Source organism: Microbacterium laevaniformans (genome assembly GCF_016907555.1).
Lineage (GTDB): Bacteria > Actinomycetota > Actinomycetes > Actinomycetales > Microbacteriaceae > Microbacterium > Microbacterium laevaniformans.
The window spans coordinates 2,862,338-2,887,652 of the sequence record NZ_JAFBCE010000001.1 but is presented as its reverse complement, the minus strand read 5'-3'; the positions used below and the strand labels follow the sequence as shown (position 1 = coordinate 2,887,652).

22 protein-coding genes and 2 pseudogenes are annotated in these 25,315 nt (G+C 65.5%); 15 read left to right on the top strand and 9 right to left on the bottom strand.

Features of this window, described 5'->3' with window-relative positions; all coding sequences use genetic code 11:
• The first annotated feature begins 46 nt into the window (after positions 1 to 46).
• Positions 47 to 1,293 (top strand): IS3 family transposase gene (locus tag JOE53_RS13920; protein ID WP_204946851.1). Its coding sequence is split into 2 segments (ribosomal slippage): positions 47 to 359 and positions 359 to 1,293, totalling 1,248 coding nucleotides; the frame shifts between segments, so codons are not numbered across the junction.
• 40 nt (positions 1,294 to 1,333) lie between these two features.
• A pseudogene (locus JOE53_RS13915) lies at positions 1,334 to 1,972 on the top strand (IS3 family transposase); the annotation flags it as partial.
• Positions 1,973 to 2,365: 393 nt separating this feature from the next.
• Here the strand turns inward: JOE53_RS13915 and JOE53_RS13910 are convergent.
• Positions 2,366 to 3,094: a hypothetical protein gene (locus JOE53_RS13910; protein ID WP_204948065.1), complete on the bottom strand. Its 729-nt coding sequence runs from the start codon at positions 3,092 to 3,094 to the stop codon at positions 2,366 to 2,368.
• Positions 3,095 to 3,122: 28 nt separating this feature from the next.
• Positions 3,123 to 3,446 carry a hypothetical protein gene (locus JOE53_RS13905; protein WP_204948064.1) on the bottom strand — a complete coding sequence of 108 codons (324 nt, stop codon included), beginning with the start codon at positions 3,444 to 3,446 and terminating at the stop codon, positions 3,123 to 3,125.
• A 367-nt stretch (positions 3,447 to 3,813) separates the two neighbouring features.
• Here JOE53_RS13905 and JOE53_RS13900 point away from each other — a divergent pair, with 367 nt between their 5' ends.
• The 7 genes and pseudogenes from JOE53_RS13900 (at position 3,814) to JOE53_RS13875 (ending at position 10,890) form a co-directional block, all read left to right on the top strand.
• Positions 3,814 to 4,536, top strand: a complete 723-nt coding sequence (locus JOE53_RS13900; protein WP_204948063.1) for a TnsA-like heteromeric transposase endonuclease subunit — start codon at positions 3,814 to 3,816, stop codon at positions 4,534 to 4,536.
• Entirely contained in the window at positions 4,533 to 4,946 is a 414-nt protein-coding gene (locus JOE53_RS13895; protein WP_204948062.1) for a hypothetical protein, read from the top strand. Before JOE53_RS13900 ends, JOE53_RS13895 begins: the two co-directional genes overlap by 4 nt.
• Positions 4,947 to 6,289: 1,343 nt before the next feature.
• Positions 6,290 to 7,117, top strand: coding sequence for a hypothetical protein (locus JOE53_RS14875; protein WP_233449592.1), 828 nt, complete (start codon positions 6,290 to 6,292; stop codon positions 7,115 to 7,117).
• A pseudogene (locus JOE53_RS15225) lies at positions 7,114 to 7,761 on the top strand (hypothetical protein); the annotation flags it as partial. The gene JOE53_RS14875 and the pseudogene JOE53_RS15225, both read left to right, overlap by 4 nt.
• Positions 7,762 to 7,895: 134 nt before the next feature.
• Positions 7,896 to 8,282, top strand: coding sequence for a hypothetical protein (locus JOE53_RS14865; protein WP_233449590.1), 387 nt, complete (start codon positions 7,896 to 7,898; stop codon positions 8,280 to 8,282).
• Positions 8,282 to 10,699: a TniQ family protein gene (locus JOE53_RS13880; protein ID WP_204948061.1), complete on the top strand. Its 2,418-nt coding sequence runs from the start codon at positions 8,282 to 8,284 to the stop codon at positions 10,697 to 10,699. Before JOE53_RS14865 ends, JOE53_RS13880 begins: the two co-directional genes overlap by 1 nt.
• Positions 10,696 to 10,890, top strand: a complete 195-nt coding sequence (locus JOE53_RS13875) for a hypothetical protein (protein WP_101305229.1) — start codon at positions 10,696 to 10,698, stop codon at positions 10,888 to 10,890. Before JOE53_RS13880 ends, JOE53_RS13875 begins: the two co-directional genes overlap by 4 nt.
• 393 nt (positions 10,891 to 11,283) lie before the next feature.
• Here JOE53_RS13875 and JOE53_RS13870 read toward each other — a convergent pair whose 3' ends face one another.
• Both JOE53_RS13870 and JOE53_RS13865 read right to left on the bottom strand, forming a co-directional pair.
• Positions 11,284 to 12,069: a metallophosphoesterase gene (locus tag JOE53_RS13870; RefSeq protein WP_204948060.1), complete on the bottom strand. Its 786-nt coding sequence runs from the start codon at positions 12,067 to 12,069 to the stop codon at positions 11,284 to 11,286.
• Positions 12,070 to 12,149: 80 nt separating this feature from the next.
• The gene (locus tag JOE53_RS13865; RefSeq protein ID WP_233449588.1) at positions 12,150 to 12,563 is read right to left on the bottom strand and encodes a zinc ABC transporter ATPase; all 414 of its coding nucleotides are present in this window, start codon (positions 12,561 to 12,563) and stop codon (positions 12,150 to 12,152) included.
• A gap of 408 nt (positions 12,564 to 12,971) precedes the next feature.
• Here JOE53_RS13865 and JOE53_RS13860 point away from each other — a divergent pair, with 408 nt between their 5' ends.
• The 6 genes from JOE53_RS13860 (at position 12,972) to JOE53_RS13835 (ending at position 21,127) form a co-directional block, all read left to right on the top strand.
• Positions 12,972 to 13,973 carry an IS481 family transposase gene (locus JOE53_RS13860; protein WP_204948058.1) on the top strand — a complete coding sequence of 334 codons (1,002 nt, stop codon included), beginning with the start codon at positions 12,972 to 12,974 and terminating at the stop codon, positions 13,971 to 13,973.
• A gap of 215 nt (positions 13,974 to 14,188) precedes the next feature.
• A complete protein-coding gene (locus tag JOE53_RS14855) occupies positions 14,189 to 16,042 on the top strand; it encodes a translation initiation factor IF-2 N-terminal domain-containing protein (RefSeq protein WP_204948057.1) in 1,854 nt (617 codons plus the stop codon).
• Positions 16,039 to 17,142 (top strand): hypothetical protein, encoded by a 1,104-nt coding sequence (locus tag JOE53_RS13850; RefSeq protein ID WP_204948056.1) that lies wholly within the window; start codon positions 16,039 to 16,041, stop codon positions 17,140 to 17,142. Before JOE53_RS14855 ends, JOE53_RS13850 begins: the two co-directional genes overlap by 4 nt.
• A gap of 316 nt (positions 17,143 to 17,458) precedes the next feature.
• Positions 17,459 to 18,705 (top strand): IS3 family transposase gene (locus tag JOE53_RS13845; RefSeq protein ID WP_204946851.1). Its coding sequence is split into 2 segments (ribosomal slippage): positions 17,459 to 17,771 and positions 17,771 to 18,705, totalling 1,248 coding nucleotides; the frame shifts between segments, so codons are not numbered across the junction.
• A 114-nt stretch (positions 18,706 to 18,819) separates the two neighbouring features.
• On the top strand, positions 18,820 to 19,908 hold the full coding sequence (locus JOE53_RS13840; RefSeq protein WP_325168509.1) for a hypothetical protein: 1,089 nt from the start codon (positions 18,820 to 18,822) through the stop codon (positions 19,906 to 19,908).
• The gene (locus tag JOE53_RS13835; RefSeq protein ID WP_204948054.1) at positions 19,871 to 21,127 is read left to right on the top strand and encodes a hypothetical protein; all 1,257 of its coding nucleotides are present in this window, start codon (positions 19,871 to 19,873) and stop codon (positions 21,125 to 21,127) included. Before JOE53_RS13840 ends, JOE53_RS13835 begins: the two co-directional genes overlap by 38 nt.
• 24 nt (positions 21,128 to 21,151) lie before the next feature.
• Here JOE53_RS13835 and JOE53_RS13830 read toward each other — a convergent pair whose 3' ends face one another.
• The 5 genes from JOE53_RS13830 to JOE53_RS13810 all read right to left on the bottom strand — a co-directional run bounded on the left by JOE53_RS13830 (position 21,152) and on the right by JOE53_RS13810 (position 25,283).
• Positions 21,152 to 21,799, bottom strand: a complete 648-nt coding sequence (locus JOE53_RS13830; protein ID WP_204948053.1) for an AAA family ATPase — start codon at positions 21,797 to 21,799, stop codon at positions 21,152 to 21,154.
• 21 nt (positions 21,800 to 21,820) lie between these two features.
• Positions 21,821 to 22,450: a histidine phosphatase family protein gene (locus tag JOE53_RS13825; RefSeq protein WP_204948052.1), complete on the bottom strand. Its 630-nt coding sequence runs from the start codon at positions 22,448 to 22,450 to the stop codon at positions 21,821 to 21,823.
• Positions 22,451 to 22,463: 13 nt separating this feature from the next.
• Positions 22,464 to 22,910, bottom strand: coding sequence for a hypothetical protein (locus JOE53_RS13820; protein WP_204948051.1), 447 nt, complete (start codon positions 22,908 to 22,910; stop codon positions 22,464 to 22,466).
• Between the two features lie 13 nt (positions 22,911 to 22,923).
• Positions 22,924 to 24,170 (bottom strand): IS3 family transposase gene (locus tag JOE53_RS13815; RefSeq protein WP_204946851.1). Its coding sequence is split into 2 segments (ribosomal slippage): positions 22,924 to 23,858 and positions 23,858 to 24,170, totalling 1,248 coding nucleotides; the frame shifts between segments, so codons are not numbered across the junction.
• Between the two features lie 51 nt (positions 24,171 to 24,221).
• A complete protein-coding gene (locus tag JOE53_RS13810) occupies positions 24,222 to 25,283 on the bottom strand; it encodes a hypothetical protein (RefSeq protein ID WP_204948050.1) in 1,062 nt (353 codons plus the stop codon).
• Between the last annotated feature and the right edge of the window lie 32 nt (positions 25,284 to 25,315).

The following is a 25,315-nucleotide window of genomic DNA, read 5'->3' as shown; positions in this document are numbered from 1 at the left end:
GACACGCTGATTCCAGCACGATGCTGGGGAAGCGAGAATCTGAGGGATGGCAAGGAAGAACTACACGGACGAGTTCCGGCAGCGTGCGGTGGATTTGTACGAGTCCACGCCGGGCGCGACGCTGAAAGCGATCGCGGCCGATTTGGGGATCTCCCGTGGTGCGTTGAAGGAATGGGTCGACAAGCTCGGATCCGGGACCGCTGCGGCCGGTTCGGTGTCGCCGCCGGTGTCGGTGCGGTCGGAGTCGCAGGCGGCGAGGATCATCCGGTTGGAAGCCGAGTTAGCGGTCTCGAGAGCGGAGCAGGTCAAGCTCGAGACGGAGCGGGACATCCTCCGTCAGGCGGCGAAGTATTTCGCTGCGGAGACGAACTGGTGAACCGCTTCCAGTTCGTCGAGGACCACAAGGACGCCTACGGCGTGAAGCGGTTGTGTGAGGTCATCGAGATCGCCCGGTCCTCGTTCTACGCGTGGCTGGCCGCAGCCCCGGGACGGGCCGCGCGAGCCGCGGACGACGCCCGGTTGGCGGCACGGATCCGGGTGCTGCAGGACCCCGCGCAGGGTGGTGACCGCGCCTACGGGGCACCGAGGATCACTGCCGACCTCAACGACGGCGTCCCCGCCGCCGGGCGGGTGAATCATAAGCGGGTCGCTCGGGTGATGCGGGAACACGCGCTCGCGGGGATCCGACTGCGCCGCCGGGTGAAGACCACGATCCCGGACCAGTCCGGACGGAAGTTCCCCGACCTGGTCGGGCGGGACTTCAGCACCGGGGAGCCGAACCGCAGGTATGTCGGCGATATCACCTACCTCCCCATCGCGGACGGCAGCAACCTGTATCTGGCGACCTGCATCGACCTCGGGTCGCGCAAGCTCGCCGGCTGGCAGGTCGCCGACCACATGCGCACCGAACTCGTCGAAGGCGCTCTCCGCGGCGCGCACCGCGACCGCGGATCGCTGGCCGGCGCAGTGTTCCACAGCGACCACGGCTCGGTCTACGCGTCGAAAGCCTACGCAGCACTCTGCGAGCAGCTCAAGGTGACCCAGTCCATGGGCGCGGTGGGCACGAGCGCCGACAACTCGCTGGCCGAGAGCTTCAACGCCGCGCTCAAACGCGAGCTCCTCCAAGGCGCGTCGGCGTTCCCCGATCAAGCCACCGCCTACCGGGCCGTGTTCCGGTGGACGAACCGATACAACACGCGCCGACGCCACTCCGCGATCGGCCAGATCACCCCGAACAGCTACGAGAACACCTACGCGGCCGCGAGATCAGCTACCCTCACGGAAGCGGCATAACCGAAATGACACCGTGTCCACGATCCGGGGTCAAGGCCCGGTGATGCGGGAACACGCGCTCGCGGGGATCCGACTGCGCCGCCGGGTGAAGACCACGATCCCGGACCAGTCCGGACGGAAGTTCCCCGACCTGGTCGGGCGGGACTTCAGCACCGGGGAGCCGAACCGCAGGTATGTCGGCGATATCACCTACCTCCCCATCGCGGACGGCAGCAACCTGTATCTGGCGACCTGCATCGACCTCGGGTCGCGCAAGCTCGCCGGCTGGCAGGTCGCCGACCACATGCGCACCGAACTCGTCGAAGGCGCTCTCCGCGGCGCGCACCGCGACCGCGGATCGCTGGCCGGCGCAGTGTTCCACAGCGACCACGGCTCGGTCTACGCGTCGAAAGCCTACGCAGCACTCTGCGAGCAGCTCAAGGTGACCCAGTCCATGGGCGCGGTGGGCACGAGCGCCGACAACTCGCTGGCCGAGAGCTTCAACGCCGCGCTCAAACGCGAGCTCCTCCAAGGCGCGTCGGCGTTCCCCGATCAAGCCACCGCCTACCGGGCCGTGTTCCGGTGGACGAACCGATACAACACGCGCCGACGCCACTCCGCGATCGGCCAGATCACCCCGAACAGCTACGAGAACACCTACGCGGCCGCGAGATCAGCTACCCTCACGGAAGCGGCATAACCGAAATGACACCGTGTCCACGATCCGGGGTCAAGGCCCCTCGTACGTAACGCAGGGCGGGTTGCACGCGGTGCTGCGACGCGACGCCGCTGAGGCCATAGAGCGCTGGAATCCCTCCCGGGCGCATGCCATTCGCGGAGGGGCCATGCCAGCGAGCGACAACGTGGAGCGAATGCATCACCTCGACCAGCTCAACCGTGTCGTACGCGACGTCAGCGCGATCACAGGCCGATCGAGTCGCGTCGCGGAGATGCGTCAACGGTATGCAACCGCAGCCAGCGACTTCGACGACATCATGCGGAACGTGCCAGGCATCGTGCGACAGAACGACAAGCGCGCGTGGTGTGAGGACCCGGACACGCTTGTCGAGACCTACGCGACCGCAGAGGGACTCTAGGCAGAGTCGGTCCGACGAAGCGACGCCCCGATGTCCGACGAGAGCTGTTCGGAGAGGGCAAGTCGACGGCCCGGATCGGGACGACCGATCACCGGCCGCACGATCCATGAATCGCCGATAGCCAGGCCGATTCGCAACGCTCGGAATCGGGCGCGGACCGCTGTCAGGTTCGGAGGCTCGACGAGCAGCACGACGCCGGCAGCATCGGCCCAGGACGCGTATCGCATCGCCTGCGAAAGGCCCTTTCTCCAGTCATCGACCTTTGCCTCCAAAGCATAGGATCGCCCGATCGGGTCAAAGCCGTGCCGTCGCCGGTATCCGTTTCCGACCTGCTCAGCCGCGCCGGCGCGGCAGAGTGCCCTGAGCCGAGTCAACGCCTGACGATCGGTCATCCCAACCGCCCTAGCGACGTTCGCTGCGGTCCTCGTCAAACGCGGAGACAATCTCGCGAGCACCGCGCTGTCTGCCTCTGACGTGATGTACGGCGCGCCGAGTTCGGTGCGTTCGATGAACTTGTCAGCGACGCGCGTGACTGCCAGCAGATCCACGACACCACGCGCGCCTCGGAACTCGGGCGCCAATACCAGTCCCTCCGCTGCGCCAGGCAACCGCAGAGCGATCGATCGAAGTGAGGGCTCAAGATCGCGCTCGCGCACCGGAGCGAAGCGCCTGCCACGCTGCGCGGATTCGCTCAACTCGGTGACAGTGAGGCCCGGCGAGAACATCCGTTCAGCGTAGTCGCGCCGACGGCCGTCAGCTGGCGAGCTCGGCGAGGTCGTCGTCGACGCCGTCGGCGTACTTCTTCATCGCGTCCCAGATGTGGGTGCGGCGGGCGCGGTAGATCTTGGCTTTGCCGTCGGGACCGCGCCCGAGGTATTCGATCTGGCCGGCGTCGGTGAGTCGGTGGATGAGCGGGTGCACGACACTTCCGAGAAGTCCCGTGCCTTCGATGATCTGCTTCGGGGAGAAGGTCTCATCGCCGCCCAGGGAGGCGATCTCGAGCATGACGGTCGACATGTGACTGTTGCCGAAGAGCGCCTTCGACTTCTCGGGAGTGTAGGGGTCGGCCATGGTCATGCCCCGAGTGTCCCACAGGTCGTCACGATGATCTCCTCTGCACGCCGCGTAGCACCTCGACCGCGGGCACCGCGTCGTGGCTACTCCTGCCTATCCCTGACAGGTCAATCTTGGACTGTCTCATATATCGATAGCCAGTGAATACGACATTCATCGGTTTCGTCCCGCCGTTGAAGCGCAAGACGCGTCTTACGTTTTGACAAGAGTCAGAACGTGCAACAAGTTGTACGTTTTATTGTATCCGTCCCGTATGTCGGGGATCGGTCGCCTGGGATGAGGATTGCCGCATGTTGAGCCGCCGCTTGAGAGTCGAACGGGCCGGCTGGTCGCGTTGCCCGCGGCGCGTGGGTGTTGAGACCGGCTGCTGATGAACGTCGGGACGTCGACGATCCGGATCCGCAAGCGGGATTCTCTGGTCGACGTCGTGGAGCTGGCTCACGCTCGGTTGGCGTTGTTCGATGCGGCGATCCCGTGGAGGACCTTCCGCTGGTATCGCAAGCAGCAGCACATGTCCGGGTCTTACTGGTCGACGACGATGCAGGATCCGGTGGGGTACGAGTCGCGACTGGAGTACGCGAACCTGCTCCTGCTCGACTTCGACCCCCGCGTGACGTGGATCCTCTCCCAACCGTTCCTGATGCAAGGCGATGATCGCGGGAAAACGCGCAAGCACATCCCCGACTACCTCGTCGCCCACGCAGACCACTCTGTGTGCGTGGTCGATGTGAAGCCCGAGGCGAAGCTCGGGCTACCTGCCGTGCGCGACTCACTGGATTGGTCGCGACGCGTGATCGAACGACACGGGTGGGAGTACCGCGTTCTCACCGAGCCCCACCCAGTCATGTTCACCAACGTGCAGTTCCTTGCCGGCTATCGGCGAGAGTTCCAGTTCCGTGCCGATGAGGTCCGCGCCGCTGTGCGTGCCTTCACCGGTCCAATGACGTTCGGAGAAGCGGTCCGCACCGTGACGCCGATCGCGGGCGACGCCCAGTTCGCTCGTTCCCTCGTGCTGCATCTGCTGTGGAAGCGACAGTTGCGCACGGACCTGTCCTATCCGCTGAGCACCACTCACCTGTTGGAGAAGCAATGAGCATTCCAGAGCACCCTCGCCCCGGTCACACTTTCACTCATGCTGGCGTCGAGGCGATCATCGTCAAGATCATCGGCTCCACCGTCATCGTCCGCGACTCGAACGGACACACGCATTGCCTATGGGCCGACGCCGTGATGAGTGCTGGCGATGCCCTCCCATCCATTGATTCCGAATCCTCGGCACCACCTGCCCCGACGCCGGCGAAGCCCTCATCCGTCGATGCGGGCCCTGTTGGAATCGAGCTGCAGAGCGACAAGGTGCGCGTGGAGGCGCACTTCCGCGACGTGGATGAGTACATAAAAGCGGCGGCCGGGCGGGGACCGACCGACCTGCACGAACTGGGGATGCCCGCCGTCCTTGCGCACCCGTTCCGGTTCCTCCCGTCCGACTGCCCGGACGCGGCCTGAGCGGGCGCGGAGCATAGACATGAGTGCTACATGGACCCTCCGGGCCGGGACCGATCTCATCTACGACGGGGAGGCGTGCACGATCACCGAGATTGCCGATGGTGCGATCGTCGTGCGTGACCGAACCGGTCGACACCGCCGTCTCCGAATGATCGACGTCCTCCGTCCTGCGCAGGAGGGTGGGCTGGCTCGCATCCCAGGGCGCCCGTCGGCGGGGCCGTCGCCGACGCCGATCGCCGTGTTGTGGTCGGATGCGACGGGCTCGGCCCAGGCGACCGCCGCCGAGCGCGCCGACCATGTCCGGGAGGTCCTCACGGGATACAAGTCCGGTACACCGGGCATTGCCCGCGAAGGCGAGCCTCGGCTGGAGTTTCACCCGCAGCTGGCACTCCGCAAACGTCAGCAGGCGAAGGCCGACGAGCTCGGGGTATCGCCTCGCACGATCGAGCGATGGGTCGCCCGGTACCGGGACGTCGGCGAAGCGGGGCTCGTTGACACCCGCAACGCGCAGCCGGGGATGGGATTGAAGAACTTCGATCCGCGCTGGATCGACGCCGCGCAGACGGTCCTCGACGAGCAGGCGCTGGAGTCGAAGGTCCAGAAGCGCATCATCCTGGCTCGCATCCAGGCGCGAGTCGAGCGCCTCCACGGGCCGGACGTGGTCCGGATCCCGTCGACCGCCAGCGGGTACCGGGCGCTCAGCGAGCTGGATCGGGGCCGGGGCACCTTCTCGGGGCCGACGAAATCCAAGAGGTCGATCGCGAACCGCCCGCCGGCACCGTTTGGGCGCCTCACCGCAAGCTATCCGGGAGACGTCGTTCTCCTCGACACGACACCGTTGAACGTGTTCGCGGTCGCACCGGTTACCGGGAAGTGGGTGTGCGCAGACCTCACCGTCGCCATTGATGTGTACTCGCGCTGCATCCTCGGGCTGCGCCTCACCCCAGGGTCGACGGAGTCCATCGACGTCGCGGGTGTCCTCTTCGAGGCCATGCAGCCCTTCGACGTGCCGTCCGGGTGGGGCAGCGCAGCGCGTTGGCCGTTTCACGGGCTGCCGCACACGCTGCTCGTCGATCCGACGAAGACGCAGGTGTCCCGATTCACCCGCGCAGGCGTCCTTCCCAACACGATCGTCGTGGACCATGGTCGACCGTTCCTGTCGGAGCACGTGACCAGCGCATGCGCGGCTCGGCATCTCGATCCAGCCAGCGCGGATCTACCAACCCACCGACAAGAGCCCCGTCGAACGGTTCTTCCGCACCCTCGACTCACTGCTTCAGGAACTGCCCGGATACAAAGGTGCGGACGTCGCCGGCCGCGGCGACGACGTCGAAGCGGAAGCCGTGTACACGGTGCCGCAGCTCGAGCAGATCATCCGCGAATGGGTCGCCACCGTCTACCACATGCGCCCGCACGACTCGCTCGGCGACCCGAACCTGCCGGGCGTCCACGTGAGCCCCGCCCAGAAGTACGACCAGGGACTCGCAGTCGCCGGCCAGATGCGGATGCCTGTCGACCGGAGCGTTCTCCTCGAGCTGCTCCCCGTCGTCAAACGGCAGTTCAACAACTACGGCGTCGAGATCCACAAGCTGCGCTACACGGGAGACTCGGTCGCGAAGTACCGCAACCGTGCCCGGTCGCTCCACCGCGACAAGGGCACGGAGTGGCCGTTCGTGGTCAACCCCGACGACCTGACGCAGATCTACTTCCACGACCCCGAGGACGGCACCTGGCACACCCTGGAGTGGGAGCACAAGGGAGCCTTCGACACGCCGTTCAGCCTCGACGCTCTGGAGTACGCGAAGAAGATCGCGATCCGCCAGGGCCGCCCCTCCCAGGTCGACGACCTCGCCGCGCAGCTGCTCGAAGACTGGGGCGCGGGCCGCGCACTCACCCCGTCGGAGCGGCGGATGAGTTCCCGAATGGCCGCGCAGCTCAACGAGAAGGACCCCGCGGCCGACGGAGTGTGGTCGCTGCGCACCGTGCAGCGGATGCTCGAGGCCGAACTGAACCCCACCACCGACCTCGGCCAGGAACTCACCGGCGAGGTCCGCGACCCACGCAAACGCGTCGACATCCCCGAAACCGGGGACGACGACGACGAGGACGACATCGACGAGCCCACGATCCGATCCGACTACCACTTCGAGCCGATGGAGATGATCCAATGACCACCACATTCTCAGGCGAGATTGACGCGCCTTGCCGGCAGCGGAGCCTGTCCACCTACGAGGGATGGAAGGACTTCGCCGAACGCCCCCCGCGCGAGAAGCCCACGTCGCTGACCCCGGAGCAGCTCGGAGCGCTCGGCCCGGACGAGTTCGCGCGGTACAACGCGGAGCGTCGGGCGTGGCACGCGAACATCCTGCTCCGCACTCGGCAGGTCCATGGCGTGCACCTGCAGCTGGGCGACATCCTGGACAGCAACCTGCAGGACTCCGACCGGGTCAAATCCGCTGCCGCCCTCGACGCCCCGCCGGCCCTCGGGAAGTCGACGGTGGTCAACACGTTCGGGCGTGACTTCCACCGGCAGCGGATCGCAGAGGTGGGCGAGTACCTCGACGAGGATCGCGACATCCTCCACCTCCCGGTCTGCCACATCACCGTCCCAGGGCGGCTCACGATCAAGGGCCTGCACATGATGATCCTCGGGTTCTACGCGCACCCCGCGACCGCCGGCATCCTGCACCGTTCGATGGCCGGCCGGGATCTGGCGCGGGCAGCCGCGGACTGCATCGAACGGCACGACACCCGTCTGGTGATCATCGACGATCTGCACTTCATCCAGATGCGCACCCGTGACGGTGTCGAGGTCGCGAACCAGCTGAAGTGGCTGTCCAACGAGTACAGCGCCACCTTCCTGTTCGCCGGTGTCGCGCTCCGCGAACGCGGCCTCGTCGGCGAGGGCGCGACCGGGAAGGAAGCGGCGATGGCGCAGACGTTCCGGCGTTGGACCGTGCTCAGCCTCGACCCGTACAGCCGCAGACCCGCCAGGAGTGGGACAGCCTGCTCTGGCACATCGAACAGGCCCTCGTGCTCGCGGATGCACACGAGGGGATGCTCGTCGACATGTCGCGGTACCTGTTCGCCCGCACCACCGGCAACATCGGCTCGCTCATGGACCTCATCCGCCGCGGCGCGTCCCGCGCCATCCGCACCGGCGTCGAGCGAATCGACCGGCAGCTCCTCGACGACATCCGCATCGACGAGGGAGCCGAAACGGAGCGCCCCGAGCTGCAGGCCAAGCACGACCGGGAGGATCGGGCACGCCGTGAGCGGCGTCGGCGCCGCCTGACGAGCGACGGCGCCGAAGATGCCGGTGAGGAGGCGGCCTGATGAGCGAGACGTCCGGTACCGTGCGTGTCCTCCCGTTCCGGGTCCGCCCCTTGCCGGATGAGCCGTTCGACTCCTGGCTGGAGGCCTCCGCGGCCGCGAACCGCGCGACTGTCGCGGAGATGGCGTGCGCGCTCGGCCTGGTGGAGCAGGAGGGCGGCCGGGCGGTGTCGGCGACGTCGTGGATGGCCGCGCAGTGGGCGACCGAGCTCACCGATGAGCAGACGTCACGGCTGGAGCGGTCGACGGGGATCCCGGCGGCGCAGTTCCAGGAGATGACGCGGATGCGGTTCGCGCGGCACGCGATCCGCTACACCCGCCAGGGGAGGATCAGCTTCCGCTGCCCCGTCGGCGGGATGGCGGGACGGTACTGCCCCGAGTGCCTCGCGGACTCCGGCGGGAGGTGGCGGATGTCGTGGCAGTTCCCGTTCACCTTCGCGTGCGTGAGGCACCGCCGCATCCTCGCCGACACATGCCCGGTGTGCCACAAGCCACCGCGCCACACCGGTCACCCGCTCGCCGGGATCCCACATCCCGGGCACTGCCACAATCCCGTCGCCGGTGCCGGGACAGGGCCGATCGCGAGCCGCTGCCGCGGCGACCTCACCGCGCATCCCGAACGAATCGCCGCGCCCGACGCGGCGCTCCACGCGCAACGCCGAATGATGCAGATCCTCTCCACCGGCGAGGGCCGGTTCGGGATCTACGCGGACGCCCCGCAACCCGCGATCACCGTCCTCGAAGACATCCGCCTCCTCACCCGCGCCGCAGGAGTTACGCTCTGCGATGGCGGCGACCTAGACATGCCGGAGCTGGGAACGGGGCTCCTCGAAGTGGTGCCCCGGGATAAGCATGCGTGGACGTGGGCCGGACCTCCGACCGCGGCCGGCGGTGCGGTCGGGACGACGGTCGCGATCGCCGCCCTCGAGGACGCCGACCGTGCCGTTCGGCTCTTGGCTGGGCGCCTCGCGGTGAGCACGTCGTACACCGGTCAGACGCCGCAGCTGCAGAGACTGATCGCCGCGTCCCTCGGCCGCACCCGACGACCGACGCTGTTCCTACAAGCTGCGCCAGCCTCGGACGTAAACCCGGAAGAGCGGGCACGGAAGGTGCCCGCACAACTCTGGGATGAATGGACGAACGCGCTCACCCCACGCCGCATCAACAGCGACGTCGCCGCCTCCGCGCTGGCCGCGGCCGTCGTGTTCACCGGCACCCGTCTGACCCACTCCGCGGCCCTCGCCCTCCTGGACTCGACGGCGCCCATTCGTCAGGTCACTCATGTGATGCGCGAGTTCGGGAGGCCGGGCGCGGAGACGCCCGCCCTCGCGGCGATCCTCAACCTCGCCGCCTACCTCGACAGCCACGAGACACCGATCGACTACGCACGCCGCCGCAGACTCGACTGCACTGAACTCCTTCCCGAAGAGGAATGGCAACAGCTCTGCGCCCGACTGAATGTCCAACCCGGCTCCGGCGCCCGACACCGCCATGCGCGCGCCCACCTCTACCGGGCCATCACAGGCAACTCGATGCGACGCGCACCGGAAGCATGGGACGCGGCCGGGATATCTCCGCGGACGGTCACGACGTTCACGAAGACGCTGCCGGACACCGTGCGCCGCGAGCTGAACGATATCGGCCGCGCCTTCCTGCTCAGCCGAGGGATCGACGAGCCACTCAGCTGGGCGCCCCCGCTGTCGACGCACATCGAACCCGCCGTCCGCAGCGACCCCGTCGGTGAGTGGGCGACGGCCAGACCCGTCCGTGGCGCCCTCGACACACCATCTCGCAGCCGCGAACTCATCGCCCAATACGGTGAGGGCGCGACCACCTATGAGCTCGCACGGCGGACGGGAGTATCGCGGCAGACGGTGTCGCGTGTGCTCGCCGACGGCAACAGCACCCTCCGCCGCGGACGGCCCACCACGTTCGTCATCGACGAGGCTTGGCTGCGCGAGCGGTACGAGAAGGAAGGGATGACGCTGCGACAGATCGCGGCGCTCGTCGGCTGCAGCGCTCCCACGATCGCGCACCGCATCCAAGCGGCAGGCATCACGATGCGACCCGGCCCACACGACCGCACCCCTCACCCACTGGCCGGCCGGTCACGGCTCCTCCAGCGCGCCCTCGTCGGCCGCCACCCCATCGAACGCGCGCGCCGATTCCTCATCGCCACACAGCACGACAACGTGCGCGCCGCCGCGGCGACCATCCGCACGACCCAAAGCTCACTGAGCGCCCAGCTCGCAAGCCTCGGCGCCGACGTCGGCGGGGGCCTGTTCGTTGCCGCGGCACGCAACAGGCCGATGCGCCTCACCCCACTCGGCGAACGGCTCGCTCGCGAGCTCCATCGCGCCCTCGCCGCCGACCCCCATACCCAGACCACATCACCTACCGAAGAGAAGAAGGCATCATGACCGAGAAGAAGCGGACCTCCAGTCGTCTGCAACGGGCAGCACGGGAGCGCATGAAGGTGACAGGGGAGAAGTACACCGCGGCGCTGATGGCCGTGACGGAGGACGCCGGGTCACAGACTGAGCTCAGCTCCCCGCCGACCACACCCGCTGGTTCACTGCGCGCGTCCGTCGACCCCGAGGCGCGGCGGTGAGCCCCGGCTCTACCGAGGATGGCGAGCCGGTCCTCCAGCCCGACACGATGCAGTGGAACAACTCCGGGTGGACCGACAAGCCGTGGTCGGCACCTCACCTGGCCCCGCTGTTCACCGAGCTCACGTCAGCCGAGACCTCGCCGAGGTGGGCGCGCCGTGCAGTGAAGATCATCCATCGATACACCCGTGAGCACGGTGAACCGCCGACGTTCCGCGAGCTGTTCACCGAACTCGCCACCCAGGACCCCGACTACGCGGCGCATGAGGAGGCGTGGTCGTCGCGGGCGGTCCGGAGTCTTGTGATGGTGCATTGGTGCAGGCAGGGATGGGTGCGCTATCGGACCGAGACCCGCACTCTCCGATCTGGCCCGACCGCGAACGATCTGTTTCCGGCTACCCGTGCTGTTCGTCGTGAGGGAGCGCGTCGAGAAGCTCCTCGAGAACGATGACCAGCTCGTTGTATCCCTGCATGTAGAACAGCGCGTCTGACCCCGGTGTTTCGGCGCCGAAGAGATCGGCGAGCACCGTGCGCGCTTCCCGGGTCGCGGACTGCAGGCGCGTCTCGATGCCCGGGAGGCTGCGGATCCACTCGTCGATGACGGTGAAGCGGATGGGCGTGAAGTCGTGTGCGTCGATGCCGACGTGGAACTCGTGCCCGTGCGGGCCGTGATCGCGGGCATGCGTGTGACCGTGCAGCAGCGGAACACCATCGTCCCCGCGCGGCCGGTGCGTCGTAAGCCGGTCGGTGCCGTGCGAGTCGCCGCTGTATGGGTAGTGGGATGCCAGAATCCGGTACCCGCGCCGGGTGCCTTCGATGACCTCTGACAGGATCGTCCACCCGGCTGCTTCATAGAGGGGCGCGAACCGTTCGATCGCTTTCTTCGACTGCGTCGCCGGCGACACCCGGTCATGATTGCCGGGGACGAGGTACCGGCGACCGTTCAGTTGCGCGGTGAGAGCGATCGATTCCTCGATCGGCCCGAGCGCGACATCGCCGAGATGCAGCACCACATCTGTCGGGCCGACCGTCTCGTTCCAGCGGCGGATGAGCGCGGTGTTCATCTCGTCAACGGTGGTGAATGGACGTTCCGCGAGTTCGCTGATCCGAGCGTGGCTGAAATGCGTGTCCGCGGTGACGTAGTCAACTCGGTCGAAGTCGAACCACGGATACTCACTCACGGCTGGCGCTCCTCGCATATGACCGATGTCTTGCAGAATCTGGCGGTGTCTAGCGTTTCGGTAGACACCGCTAGATGTTCCTAGAGTTCGTTGAGATCGATCCCGAATTTCCGGGCAAGGTCGGAGAGCGGGACCTCCGCGCTGTCTGCGGGACGCTCCCGGACGATGCGGGCGATTTCCTCGTCCTCCGCCGCATCCTCCGCGGCCGCGACCGCTGCCAGCTCATCGATCAGGACATGAACCTGTGCGTCGTTGGCGGTCGCGCGGCGGCGAATCTCGGCGGCGGCATGGCCGAGGGTGTACATCCGCTCCCATGGGTGCTCGCCGTGGCGAGCGATGGCTACGGTGTCGCGGGTGTAGCTGCGCTCATCACCGGGGACAAGCCACCGTTCGGTGCCGTCCGAGGCGACGAAGAAGTCCACGTAGCAGTTCCCGCACGGCATCCGATAGACGCCGGGATGGGTGGGTGCGGACGCGGTGTTGCGCGCGATCATGTCGCTGATGATCCGCCCCCAGTCCGTGTTGCCGTCGGCGTGTGACATCGACCAGACCCTCCGTGTGGCTAACTAATCAGTCTTTCATGCCGGTGAAGTTGTGTCTACCGATTGGGTCCGAGCCTGCTCGAGTCGAGTGGTTGCTCTCGCTGAGGAAGTCTCGCCCGTCGTGAGCTGCGCGCCTCGCGACATCGCACGCCTCGAGCGGCTGAAAGCGGCCCCAGAAGACCTGATCGACATCCAGCGATGCGTGGCGTTAGTTGCGGGCATGGGCCTGGACGCCCTCTGGCCCGAGACCCAGCAAGGCCTAGCTGTACTTCCTCGGGAGGTTGTGAACGGGTGAGGTAGGCGAAGACCTCCGGGCAGGATGTGGGTTACCACACTCGCATCCTGACCACGGAGGTCTTCGTGTCTCACGCTAACGCGCCTTTGACGCCGGAAGGGCGTCGTCGTCTTGCTGTCCTCGTCGTGGATCGGGGCTGGTCGTTGCGGCGGGCAGCGGAACGGTTCCAGTGCTCGCCCGCGACGGCGAAACGGTGGGTCGACCGGTATCGGGCCGGGCTGCCGTTGACGGACCGCAGCTTCAGGCCGCAGACCTCGCCGAACCGGCTCCCGCGGAAGACGGAGCGGAGGATCGTGTCGTTGCGGTTCACCCGCCGGTGGGGTCCGCACCGGATCGCGTATCACCTGGGCCTTGCCCGCTCGACGGTCGGCCGGGTGCTGGCCAGGTATGGGATGCCGAAGCTCGTGAACATCGATCAGGCCACCGGGCTGCCAGTCCGCAAGCCGACGCCGAAGCGGTACGAGGTCGCAAGACCGGGCCAGCTGATCCACGTCGACATCAAGAAGCAGGGCCGGATCCCTGACGGCGGCGGCTGGCGCGCCTTCGGCCGCGGATCAGCGCAGGACCGTGCCGCGGGATCCGTCCGTGACAAGGCCGCACGGTCAGGAGCGGCCGGCTCCCGCGGCTACCGGTATCTGCACCACGCCGTCGACGACAACTCGAGAGTCGCGTACTCGGAGATCCTCGACGACGAACGCAAGGAGACCGCGGCAGGGTTCTGGACCCGCGCGAACGCGTTCTTCGCGAGCCTCGGAGTCACGGTCACCGCCGTGATGACAGACAACGGCGCGTGCTACCGGTCACACGCGTTCGCGGACGCGCTCGGCGACGGTGTGAAGCACAAGTGGACAAAGCCGTATCGGCCGCAGACCAACGGGAAGGTCGAACGCTTCAACCGCACCCTCGCCGCCGAATGGGCCTACGCCAAGCCCTACGCCAGCGAAGCAGAGCGAGCCGCGGCCTACGAGACCTGGCTGCATCACTACAATCACCACAGACCCCACACCGGGATCGGCGGCCAGACCCCCTCAGCCCGCGTTCACAACGTCACGGGGAAGTACACCTAGCGGCCGGTGGGAAGACGATCTCACTCGACGCGCCGGACCGATCGCATCTCGCTGGGTAGTCCACCTGCGGCACTTGAACCTGCTGCTGAAGGCGCGGTCGCCTCGGTGGGATGGCGGACGGCGACCGATAGATCGCGCCGTGTCATCGCAGCCGGGTGTCTGCAGCATGCAACAAACTGATCTGGCAACCCGGCTTCGCCGGTGATGCACAGCCCGTGGCAGACACAGCGGGCCAAGTGACCACGAGCGGAGAACAGATGGCGAAGATGCGAGTGCACGAGCTCGCCGCCGAACTGGGAGTCGACGCAAAGGCCGTCCTGGTCCGTCTGCGAGAACTTGGTGAGTTCGTCAAGAGCCCGTCTTCATCGATAGAAGCTCCAGTTGCTCGCAAGGTGAGGGCGTCGTTCGGTGCCCGACCCCCTCGACCCGGTTCGCCTCGGCCATCGCCGATGCGACGTGAGCACGTCGACCCGCATGTCGATCGGCCGGGATTCGATCCGACCGCACCATCCACTCGACAGTTCGGCTGGCGATCGGGCGCAGTGGCGCCGCCCCAGCACCCAGACCTGCTGGCAAACGTCGAGCGCGTTCGATACAAGTACCCGGTCCTGCGTGACCACATCGACGCTCTGCGAAGCCTCGGCTCCCAGGTGGTCTACGCGGGGTTCTGCCGTCAGGATGGCTTCAGGGACTGCGCGATCGTCCATGTGCGATTCAGTGGAGCGATCGAGGCCGGGTTTGGGTTTACCCGCGAGGTGATGATCTTCTACAGTCCGCATGAGGATCTCCAGGGCCGGACTTTCCAGGCTGCGGCCCGCGAGCTTGGTGGCGCCGATCGCTCCATCACTCCGGACATCTTCTTCATGTGGTCGCCCGATCGGCGTCTACAGATCAAACTGAACGACTGGTCGCGACCCGCGAAACTAGCGATCCCGCTCTTGATTGACGACGAAGACGAACTCTCGCTAATTACCCTTCTTCGCGACTACATCTACGCCCGAGACCTCTTCTACATGACGACTCCCGTGTATGGCGCGAGCTTCTTCGGCCGCAGGACACTGCTGCAGTCGATGCGTGACGACGTGTTCAACCAGCGAGTCACAGGCGTCTTCGGACTGCGGAAGTCGGGCAAGACGAGCATCCTCATGCAGCTGAAGGAGGAGTTGCAAGAGGACAAAGTGGTGACCGTCCTCATGGACCTGGAGGCCTTCCCGTCTCCGCCGGAAGACCCCACCGACGACATCGTCAGCGATCTGCGTCGACGACTGATTGCTGAACTCAAATCTCACAAGCTGCGCACCCAAGAGATTTCGCAGCTGCAGGAACGCCCGAGCATCCTCGACCTGAAGAACGCTCTCCAGGCGATACTCAAGCACCTCCACAAAGACGGGCATAGGATCCTGCTCCTCCTGGACGAGATCGAGTACTTGACCCCAGCGGATCGCATCGATATCGCTGAAGGCGACATGCCGCGCATTGCGCAGCTGCTATCGGCGCTCAGGAGCATCGTGCAGGAGTCTGAGAACTTCACCTTCGTGCTGTCCGGCCTTACAAGCGCCATCATTGAAGGTGGACGACTGTATGGTCGACCGAATCCCCTCTTCTCTTGGGCGAAGGCCGTGTACGTCAAGCCGCTCGAGCGAGAAGAGGCGGACGACCTCGCGAGCACCGTCGGCGGCAAGATGGGCATCCAGATCGAACCCGGTGCGCTCGAGGCACTCCACGAGGCGTCCGGTGGTCACGCCTATCTGTATCGAAATCTGAGCTCAGCCGTCGTGCAGCACCTTCCGACCGACGTCTTCCAACGTACGATGACTCGCGCTTCCGTGCTCACAGAACTTGATGATTGGAAGAGTCGCGTCCAAGGCAACATTGAGGAGATGGTCCAACACGTCAAGCGCTACTACGCGAACGAGGCCGTCATGCTGGACGTGCTGATGGACAGTCCAGCCGACTTCAAGGAACTCGCATCCAGCGAGCACGTCGCAGTTCGTCGGCTGAAGGACCTGGGCCTGATCCACGAACAGGATGGCGAGTTCGAAGTCAGCGTGATCCTGGAGCTCGTATGAGCGCGACCGACTACTCCGACTGGATTCTGGGCGTTCACCGAAAAGCGGAGCAACTCCGTGTCGTGTTCCTGCAGCTGGGCTCGAGCAACGAGCCAGCCCGCCGTGCTCTGACGGCTTCGCAGGTGAACGTGACGCGCGTCCGGGACTACTTGCAGCAAGACGGCCCACCTACCACCGGAACAGTCGTGATCGACGAGATGGAGTCGCTCACGATGCAGAGTGAGGCCACTCAGATGGGTGCGCTACGCGAGCGCGTCTTCAGCGACGTCGAGGCCGGCGGCAGGGTCATCCTCCTCTCCCGGGCGCCTCGGATTGCTTTCCCTCCAGTGGTCGGGAGTTCGCTCCTTGACGACGCCAGCCTGGCGCATGCTCCGGTCGTCAAGAGCACAGGCGCTCACGAGTGGCCAACGTGCGTTGAAGACGGCGCCTCCCCGGCCGAAGTACTGTGCCGGACGCTGACAGAACTCGGTACGAATCTGTGTGCGTCTCTCGATCGTGTCGTGTACGAGAACCTGCTGGTTGGTCAGAGCGCGCTGGGCCTGCTCAACGCGAGGGAGCTCGAGGCGCTGGATGGTTCCAGCCTCACAGCGCCCAACGGTGCGACCCGGACATGGAACTTTCCGAAGCATCTCGGGCCGCTCAAGAAGGCGCTCGACGAGGTCCTCGCGGATGCCCTCGAGCCTCAACAGCAGCTCGCCGAGGTGAGTTCGGGACTCTGGAAGATAGAGCGCATCATCCGACGCGAAGTGCGTCGCCGAGCAATCGCCGCATGGGCGGAGAACTGGCGCATGCAGTGCCTGAACGGCGACCTTCCCGGCAAGGTGCTCGAGCGAGCGAGCGAATCGGCATACCTAGGCGCCACGTCGGTCAAGCAATTGCGCGATCCTCTCGAATGGCTCTCACTCGGGGAGTTGCTCCAACTGAAGGACCGTTCCCAAATCGGCGACTTGGGGCTGAGCGCCGCTCACTGGCGACAGTTCAGCGCGCAGATCATGCCGATTCGGAATCGTCTGGCACACATGCGCAGTCTTCGACCCGAGGACGCCGCGGACGTCGTCAAATGGCAGCGGGTGCTCGAAATGCGACTCCCCACCAATTGAGACGAGCGCACTGCGAGGAGCGCACGCCCGGTCAGTAGGCTCTCGGTATCGGGTGAGGAGAATCGAATGGCGGAGAGCACCGCTGCCGATGAGGACGTCAACAAGTCCGACCGGCGACTCGGGCGCGCTGTGACGCGGGTTCATCAAGCCTCGCGCACAATCGACCCGGCTCTCAGACCCAGACTCGAGTCACTACTTCACGCAGGCGAAGCGATGGACTTCGTTGCCCGCATCCATGGATTCTCCGACGGGGCTTGACCCCTGATCTTGGACACGCTGATTCCAGCACGATGCTGGGGAAGCGAGAATCTGAGGGATGGCAAGGAAGAACTACACGGACGAGTTCCGGCAGCGTGCGGTGGATTTGTACGAGTCCACGCCGGGCGCGACGCTGAAAGCGATCGCGGCCGATTTGGGGATCTCCCGTGGTGCGTTGAAGGAATGGGTCGACAAGCTCGGATCCGGGACCGCTGCGGCCGGTTCGGTGTCGCCGCCGGTGTCGGTGCGGTCGGAGTCGCAGGCGGCGAGGATCATCCGGTTGGAAGCCGAGTTAGCGGTCTCGAGAGCGGAGCAGGTCAAGCTCGAGACGGAGCGGGACATCCTCCGTCAGGCGGCGAAGTATTTCGCTGCGGAGACGAACTGGTGAACCGCTTCCAGTTCGTCGAGGACCACAAGGACGCCTACGGCGTGAAGCGGTTGTGTGAGGTCATCGAGATCGCCCGGTCCTCGTTCTACGCGTGGCTGGCCGCAGCCCCGGGACGGGCCGCGCGAGCCGCGGACGACGCCCGGTTGGCGGCACGGATCCGGGTGCTGCAGGACCCCGCGCAGGGTGGTGACCGCGCCTACGGGGCACCGAGGATCACTGCCGACCTCAACGACGGCGTCCCCGCCGCCGGGCGGGTGAATCATAAGCGGGTCGCTCGGGTGATGCGGGAACACGCGCTCGCGGGGATCCGACTGCGCCGCCGGGTGAAGACCACGATCCCGGACCAGTCCGGACGGAAGTTCCCCGACCTGGTCGGGCGGGACTTCAGCACCGGGGAGCCGAACCGCAGGTATGTCGGCGATATCACCTACCTCCCCATCGCGGACGGCAGCAACCTGTATCTGGCGACCTGCATCGACCTCGGGTCGCGCAAGCTCGCCGGCTGGCAGGTCGCCGACCACATGCGCACCGAACTCGTCGAAGGCGCTCTCCGCGGCGCGCACCGCGACCGCGGATCGCTGGCCGGCGCAGTGTTCCACAGCGACCACGGCTCGGTCTACGCGTCGAAAGCCTACGCAGCACTCTGCGAGCAGCTCAAGGTGACCCAGTCCATGGGCGCGGTGGGCACGAGCGCCGACAACTCGCTGGCCGAGAGCTTCAACGCCGCGCTCAAACGCGAGCTCCTCCAAGGCGCGTCGGCGTTCCCCGATCAAGCCACCGCCTACCGGGCCGTGTTCCGGTGGACGAACCGATACAACACGCGCCGACGCCACTCCGCGATCGGCCAGATCACCCCGAACAGCTACGAGAACACCTACGCGGCCGCGAGATCAGCTACCCTCACGGAAGCGGCATAACCGAAATGACACCGTGTCCACGATCCGGGGTCAAGGCCCGACCCCTTGAGCGCATCCGCTCTCGAGTCTTTCGCTGTTCAGGCAGGAATTGGAAGGCAATCACTTCACTCGACCGTGCTGCCGGCACTGAAGGCGGCCAATGTTGCAGACTTCGTGCTGGACACACAAGGCGTTGTAATCGAGGTACAAGAGTTTCTGGGCGTAACCGGGAACCTCATAGAACAGTCCTACCGCGTTCTACAGCAGCTCAACCCCACCATCGATGAGATCGCAACTTTGCACTCGATCGAAGTCGCATCGTTCGCCCCGTTGACGACCACCCAACATCTCGACCAACTCCACCGCCGAGGATTCAACGACCAAGTCACCGAAACCGGTCTGAACCTTGCACTGGCGACAGGCCTCACAAAGCGCGTTAACTCCGTCGATCTCGCCGAGGACGTAATTTTCAGCCCTTACGTGTGGGAGTCAGGACAGATTGAGATCGCGTCGTTCCTCCGTGGCCTTCCCCCGGGCGAGCGCGACGCGCTTCTCGGCATATGTGAACAGGCAGCGCAACACCCCGGCCTCGCACTTCCACTCCTCACTCAACCGACCCCCGGCGTGTTCGGCGCCGCGCAGAAGGTGGGACTCGTCCAGGCCGCCACCGTCAAGTCGACGGGAGGATCCGGAGCGCAGACGTACGTCTTTTCACCGACTCTAGAGTCGGAGGACGACCGGCTCACAACCACTGAGGCGCTGAACCAGCGCAAGCTCTTTGTCGCGCACATGCTCTTCGGGCATGAACGAGCAGAACGTAGCGGCGGTCGAATACACGATCCTGTCGTTCTCGTGCGGGCGCTCCTAAACCGCGGGAGCGTTGGGCCCGCGAGCAACATCAGCACCGACTACCACCTACTTGAGGCGCACGGTATCGTTCGCGTCCGCGAAACGGACCACGGCCGAGCGTACCTCGAACTTGTGAAGGAGGAGATCGTCGAAGGCGGGCTTGCGTGGCTTCAGAACACATCAACGTCCGCAGGCACGACGGACCCGACGGTGAACCTCCTCCGCGCTCCAGGCGAGTTCACCAACCCGGAGCAAACACGTGCGGGCGCGGGCGACCTCGGAGCCGCTGACGAGATCGCGAGATCAGCGATCCTCGAGTTGAGAAGGGAATTGCAACGTGCCACCCGTCAAGACCGACCCGCTAACCCCCGGTGATCGACTCGAATGCCGCGTAGGCCAAGTGTGGTTCTGGGAGGGATACTTCACTCGGGTAGGCATCGACCTCATCAGTTACTACGGCGCGGAGCTCATTCAAGTCACCGACCTGGACCTACTCGCCATCGGGCTTGGTCCCGGGCTCGAGACTCACCGGACCATTGGCGAGTCCAAGAGCGGGACGGGGAAGAGCGCGCCGAAACCACTCGACCGTATTGTGTGGCTACGCGGACTGCAAGAGTTGGTAGGCGCAGAGCGAGCGGAACTGACTGTTGCCTCGAGCGTGACGCCCAGAACCCGCGAGTTGGGCCGCCATTCCCGCGTCAGCGTCGAATCGATCAACGACCTTCAGGCGCGAGAGGCCGCACTGAATCTCTCGAAACTCACAGATCTTGGGGCCCACGGACCCAACGCCCTGCTTCTGCGGCGCTCAGTCAAAGTAATCAGCAAGGACGATCCCACGCTCGGACCCGCGTTCAAGTTCCTCACTTCCACCGTGTGGTTCCTCGATCCGTTCGCTGCACTGAAGCAGAGCCTGGGTCTACTTGAGACGCTCTGCCATCGCTGGACGCCCGGCGTCAAGGATGACGAACAGCTCGCGGTGCGGTGGCTCATTTCGGAGACCCTCAGTATCTGGGTACTCAACCTCGTAAACATCGTGGGATTTGTCCGCCCGATGGATCCGAGTGCATTCACAAGCTTTCTCCGCGAACGCCTCGCAGACGGAGTTGTGCCCGCTCAACGCATGCGCCAGTTGTCGCGCGACTTCGACAAGTTCATCAGTGGACTGCTCGCTGCGGCGAAGGCCTCGCCCGAGGTGCGGACCGAGGCCATGGGCGCATTTGAGCCCTCACCGCCGGATTGGGCTGACTCTGCTGCAGAACTCGCGATCCGACTAGGTCGTCAGCCCGCGCTCCGAGATTTGCCTCGACAGTTTGATCTCGTCGTTCACGAGCGGCTAGCTCGCGGGCGAGATATCTCGGAAGCTGCGGAGGCTCAGCTTCGACTCAATGATCCAGCGGCAAGATCAAGCGTGAGCCTCATTGCAGCGTTCCTGCGGAGCTTTGGCTCTCTGAAGGACGACCTCAGCGAGCTACTAATCGCAGGGTTCGCTAAGCCTGTGCAGGCGCCGCGCGAGCCTGTGCCTCAGCACGAGACCGAAGCGACTGCTCTCACATTGCCCGGCCTCGACGCTGCTGACAGCGTTGCCGAGGACTGACTGGTGACGTCCCCTGTGGTGGTGTCAGTTCCCGCGGGACGAGGGCTCGAGGTTCGGCTTCAGCACACTCAAGATCACGTCGACTGAGCTGTCGACATCCAGCGCGACGGTGTTGATGACGACGTTGTTGGCTTCCGATTCGAGATGCGAGTGTACGGCCGCGTCGTACTGGACGAAGTATCCGCGATTGACCTCCTCGCCCAGCCGGTCCTTCCGTGACTGCGCCGGTCTGCGCGACGATCGGCTCCAGCATGTGTCGAAGTCGGCTTGACAGATGAGGGTGATCGCGTCGCGGTAGTGGTGCTTGATCTCATTGATTGAGGGAGCGAACGGTTCCTGCAGCACGTTGAGGTAGCCGAACCAGGCGACGAGGCTGATGACACCCCGGTCGCACACGACAACGTCATGACTCTCCAAAGCGCGCGTTACCAATGCCATGCGTTCGACCTCGACGGCGATGCGAAGATGCATCTCAGCCCGCGGATCGGGACGCATATCTTCGCGCTCGAGAATCGCAGCGATGTCACGCAGTTCTGGCTCCGACTTGCGCCCGATGACGCGGATCGATCGCGACGGCAGGCGCCGGTGCAGCGCTTCGATCAGCGTGGACTTTCCTGATCCGTCGTAGCCTTCGATGACCAGAAGCTGCCCGCCAACGGGCGCACTCGCCAACTCTGCCATGAGACGCTCCTCTCAGTCTTGCCATTGTGGTTGGTAGTCGAGTTGCCGAGCGATGTCCTCACGCACGGCGCCCGGGTCGATCAGGAGCCGGAAGTAAGAGCCCAACGCAATGTCATAGGCGCCGTCGGCATGTGTGTCCACCCGCCAGTTCCGCACCCCGATGTTCGCGATGATGTTCATAGAGCTGTAGTGGCTGACGATGACCAGTTGCTCGTCATCGGTGTCGAGCACGTCGAAGAGGCCACCGGCGACTCTGCGCACTTGCGCGTGGATGCTCTCCTCGCCGTAGCGCGGGTTCAGGAATCTCTGACGGTAGGTCAGCTCGAGGTACTCAGGATGACGCTCCCGGATGTAGCTCTCGGTCGCGTCCTCGAATATGCCGGAGTGGAAAGCGCGGAACGCGGAGATTGGGGCCACGGGTGAATCCGGGAAGATGAACGCGGCCGTTTGCATGCATCGTGTGAGCGGAGACGACACGATCGTCGAAGACGCGGCGTCTTGCAGCTCGAGCCGCGAGCGCATCAGTTGCGACTCGAACCCGTCGGCGAGCGGCGCGTCGTAGAGACGACCCCAGACGCCCTCTTGCGCTCTGGTGCTCGTCCCGTGCCGCACCAGCACCAGCTCCATTGTCTTCGACCCCACGGCGCACCTCCTTTTAGGCCTGTCTCGGAGTGGGTGCGCCCGTGTCAAGTGGACGGCTGATCGTGACGTCCGGGTGGAAGCGTCCCCCGGCGGACGCGGACATCCTCAGCTTCACGCTTTGCGAAGACGGACGATGCTTGGCGATCGTCTGCAGTGCGAGCACGGAGAAGAACCCCGCGGGCACCCACGGTGACAGGCTTCCAGTGGCCGCGGACGCGGCCGCGCTGCCTGCTGCGACGTAGAACGCCTGTACCACGCCCGGCACACGCTCCACCATCCTCGCCAGGTCGGAGACGGTGTCGATCATTCGCGGGCGCAGCCCGAGCACGTTGGGCTGGCCGACCTGTTTGCGGATCTCGATCGAATAGCGCTTAAGTGTCTCGACGAGTTCGCCCTTCTTGCGGCGATCGGTCGGCGAAGACCTCCACTTTCCCGGGCCTTGACCCCGGATCGTGGACACGGTGTCATTTCGGTTATGCCGCTTCCGTGAGGGTAGCTGATCTCGCGGCCGCGTAGGTGTTCTCGTAGCTGTTCGGGGTGATCTGGCCGATCGCGGAGTGGCGTCGGCGCGTGTTGTATCGGTTCGTCCACCGGAACACGGCCCGGTAGGCGGTGGCTTGATCGGGGAACGCCGACGCGCCTTGGAGGAGCTCGCGTTTGAGCGCGGCGTTGAAGCTCTCGGCCAGCGAGTTGTCGGCGCTCGTGCCCACCGCGCCCATGGACTGGGTCACCTTGAGCTGCTCGCAGAGTGCTGCGTAGGCTTTCGACGCGTAGACCGAGCCGTGGTCGCTGTGGAACACTGCGCCGGCCAGCGATCCGCGGTCGCGGTGCGCGCCGCGGAGAGCGCCTTCGACGAGTTCGGTGCGCATGTGGTCGGCGACCTGCCAGCCGGCGAGCTTGCGCGACCCGAGGTCGATGCAGGTCGCCAGATACAGGTTGCTGCCGTCCGCGATGGGGAGGTAGGTGATATCGCCGACATACCTGCGGTTCGGCTCCCCGGTGCTGAAGTCCCGCCCGACCAGGTCGGGGAACTTCCGTCCGGACTGGTCCGGGATCGTGGTCTTCACCCGGCGGCGCAGTCGGATCCCCGCGAGCGCGTGTTCCCGCATCACCCGAGCGACCCGCTTATGATTCACCCGCCCGGCGGCGGGGACGCCGTCGTTGAGGTCGGCAGTGATCCTCGGTGCCCCGTAGGCGCGGTCACCACCCTGCGCGGGGTCCTGCAGCACCCGGATCCGTGCCGCCAACCGGGCGTCGTCCGCGGCTCGCGCGGCCCGTCCCGGGGCTGCGGCCAGCCACGCGTAGAACGAGGACCGGGCGATCTCGATGACCTCACACAACCGCTTCACGCCGTAGGCGTCCTTGTGGTCCTCGACGAACTGGAAGCGGTTCACCAGTTCGTCTCCGCAGCGAAATACTTCGCCGCCTGACGGAGGATGTCCCGCTCCGTCTCGAGCTTGACCTGCTCCGCTCTCGAGACCGCTAACTCGGCTTCCAACCGGATGATCCTCGCCGCCTGCGACTCCGACCGCACCGACACCGGCGGCGACACCGAACCGGCCGCAGCGGTCCCGGATCCGAGCTTGTCGACCCATTCCTTCAACGCACCACGGGAGATCCCCAAATCGGCCGCGATCGCTTTCAGCGTCGCGCCCGGCGTGGACTCGTACAAATCCACCGCACGCTGCCGGAACTCGTCCGTGTAGTTCTTCCTTGCCATCCCTCAGATTCTCGCTTCCCCAGCATCGTGCTGGAATCAGCGTGTCCAAGATCAGGGGTCAAGCCCCCCCAGTGACTCGAAGTAGCGCTGGCATGAGTCGCTTCGCCGGATCGCGGTCAGGACGTCGCCGCTCACCGTGCGGAGATGCTCGATACGAGGAAGATGAATCGTCGTGTCGTACTCGCTGCCATCGGGAATGTCCCCCTCGTCAGGGGAGAGGATGTCGTCGCGCCACAGATCCATTGCGGCAACGAAGTGCGTCCAGCCCGGGCTCCCCGCCGCCGTCAGCAGCGTGTCAGCAAGGCTCCTGTTGTAAAGCTCGCAGGCACACGTGTAGTAGGCGCGGAGATCGCGCTCTGCGCCTGGTCCGATCCGCGTCCGCGCGAGCAGGAGCAGTTCATCGACACTCGAGATCCGCTCGCAATCAGGTCCGAAGAGGCGTTCACCCGATACCTGGATCAGCTGGCTCAGGAGCAGTCCTTTGGTGCCGAGAAGGTCAGCTGACCGCTCGGTCGCGGTGCGCAGCTCGTCGCCGATCCACTCCCTGCTGCGATTCCAGAAGCCGGTGAAGTCGTCGGGGTCGACCCGCAGCTCGAGGAGCGGCGCATGCTCGGTCGTCATGTAGCGCCGGAATGCGTAGTGGAACGCCCGTGAGTTCGACGACGAAGACCACGGCACGGATGTGAACGGCGTGCCGCCCAGTCGCTCCGCGATGTCGGCTGCCCGACTGTCGAAGCCCCGACGATCGGAGCCTCGCATCTCGTCGAGCAGCTGGGACAGCGAGGCCCCCTCCCGCCGGAAGTACGGCTGGATGTAGCCGTGCCGGAGCCCAGACTCGATCCACGAATCACGCCCGCGGTAGCGCCGGAGATGCTCGCTGATGCCCGCACTCTGCAGAAAGTAGTGGTCGGGAATTGCGATAGTGGGCTGGAGGAGCAGGTTGTAGTAGAGGCTGCGATCGAAGACGTCCTGCGGGACGGCGAACTGGTAGAAGCCGTGGGCGGCGGTGAGCAGAGTGGCGGGGCTGTCTGTGGCCATGTGCATCACCTCCCGCTTGCTCTTGACGGTTGAGTCTATTTTTATGTTTGTATAGTTGTCAACACTCGAGTGCAAGTGACTGTACCGTCGTGTGAATAGCGAGTATC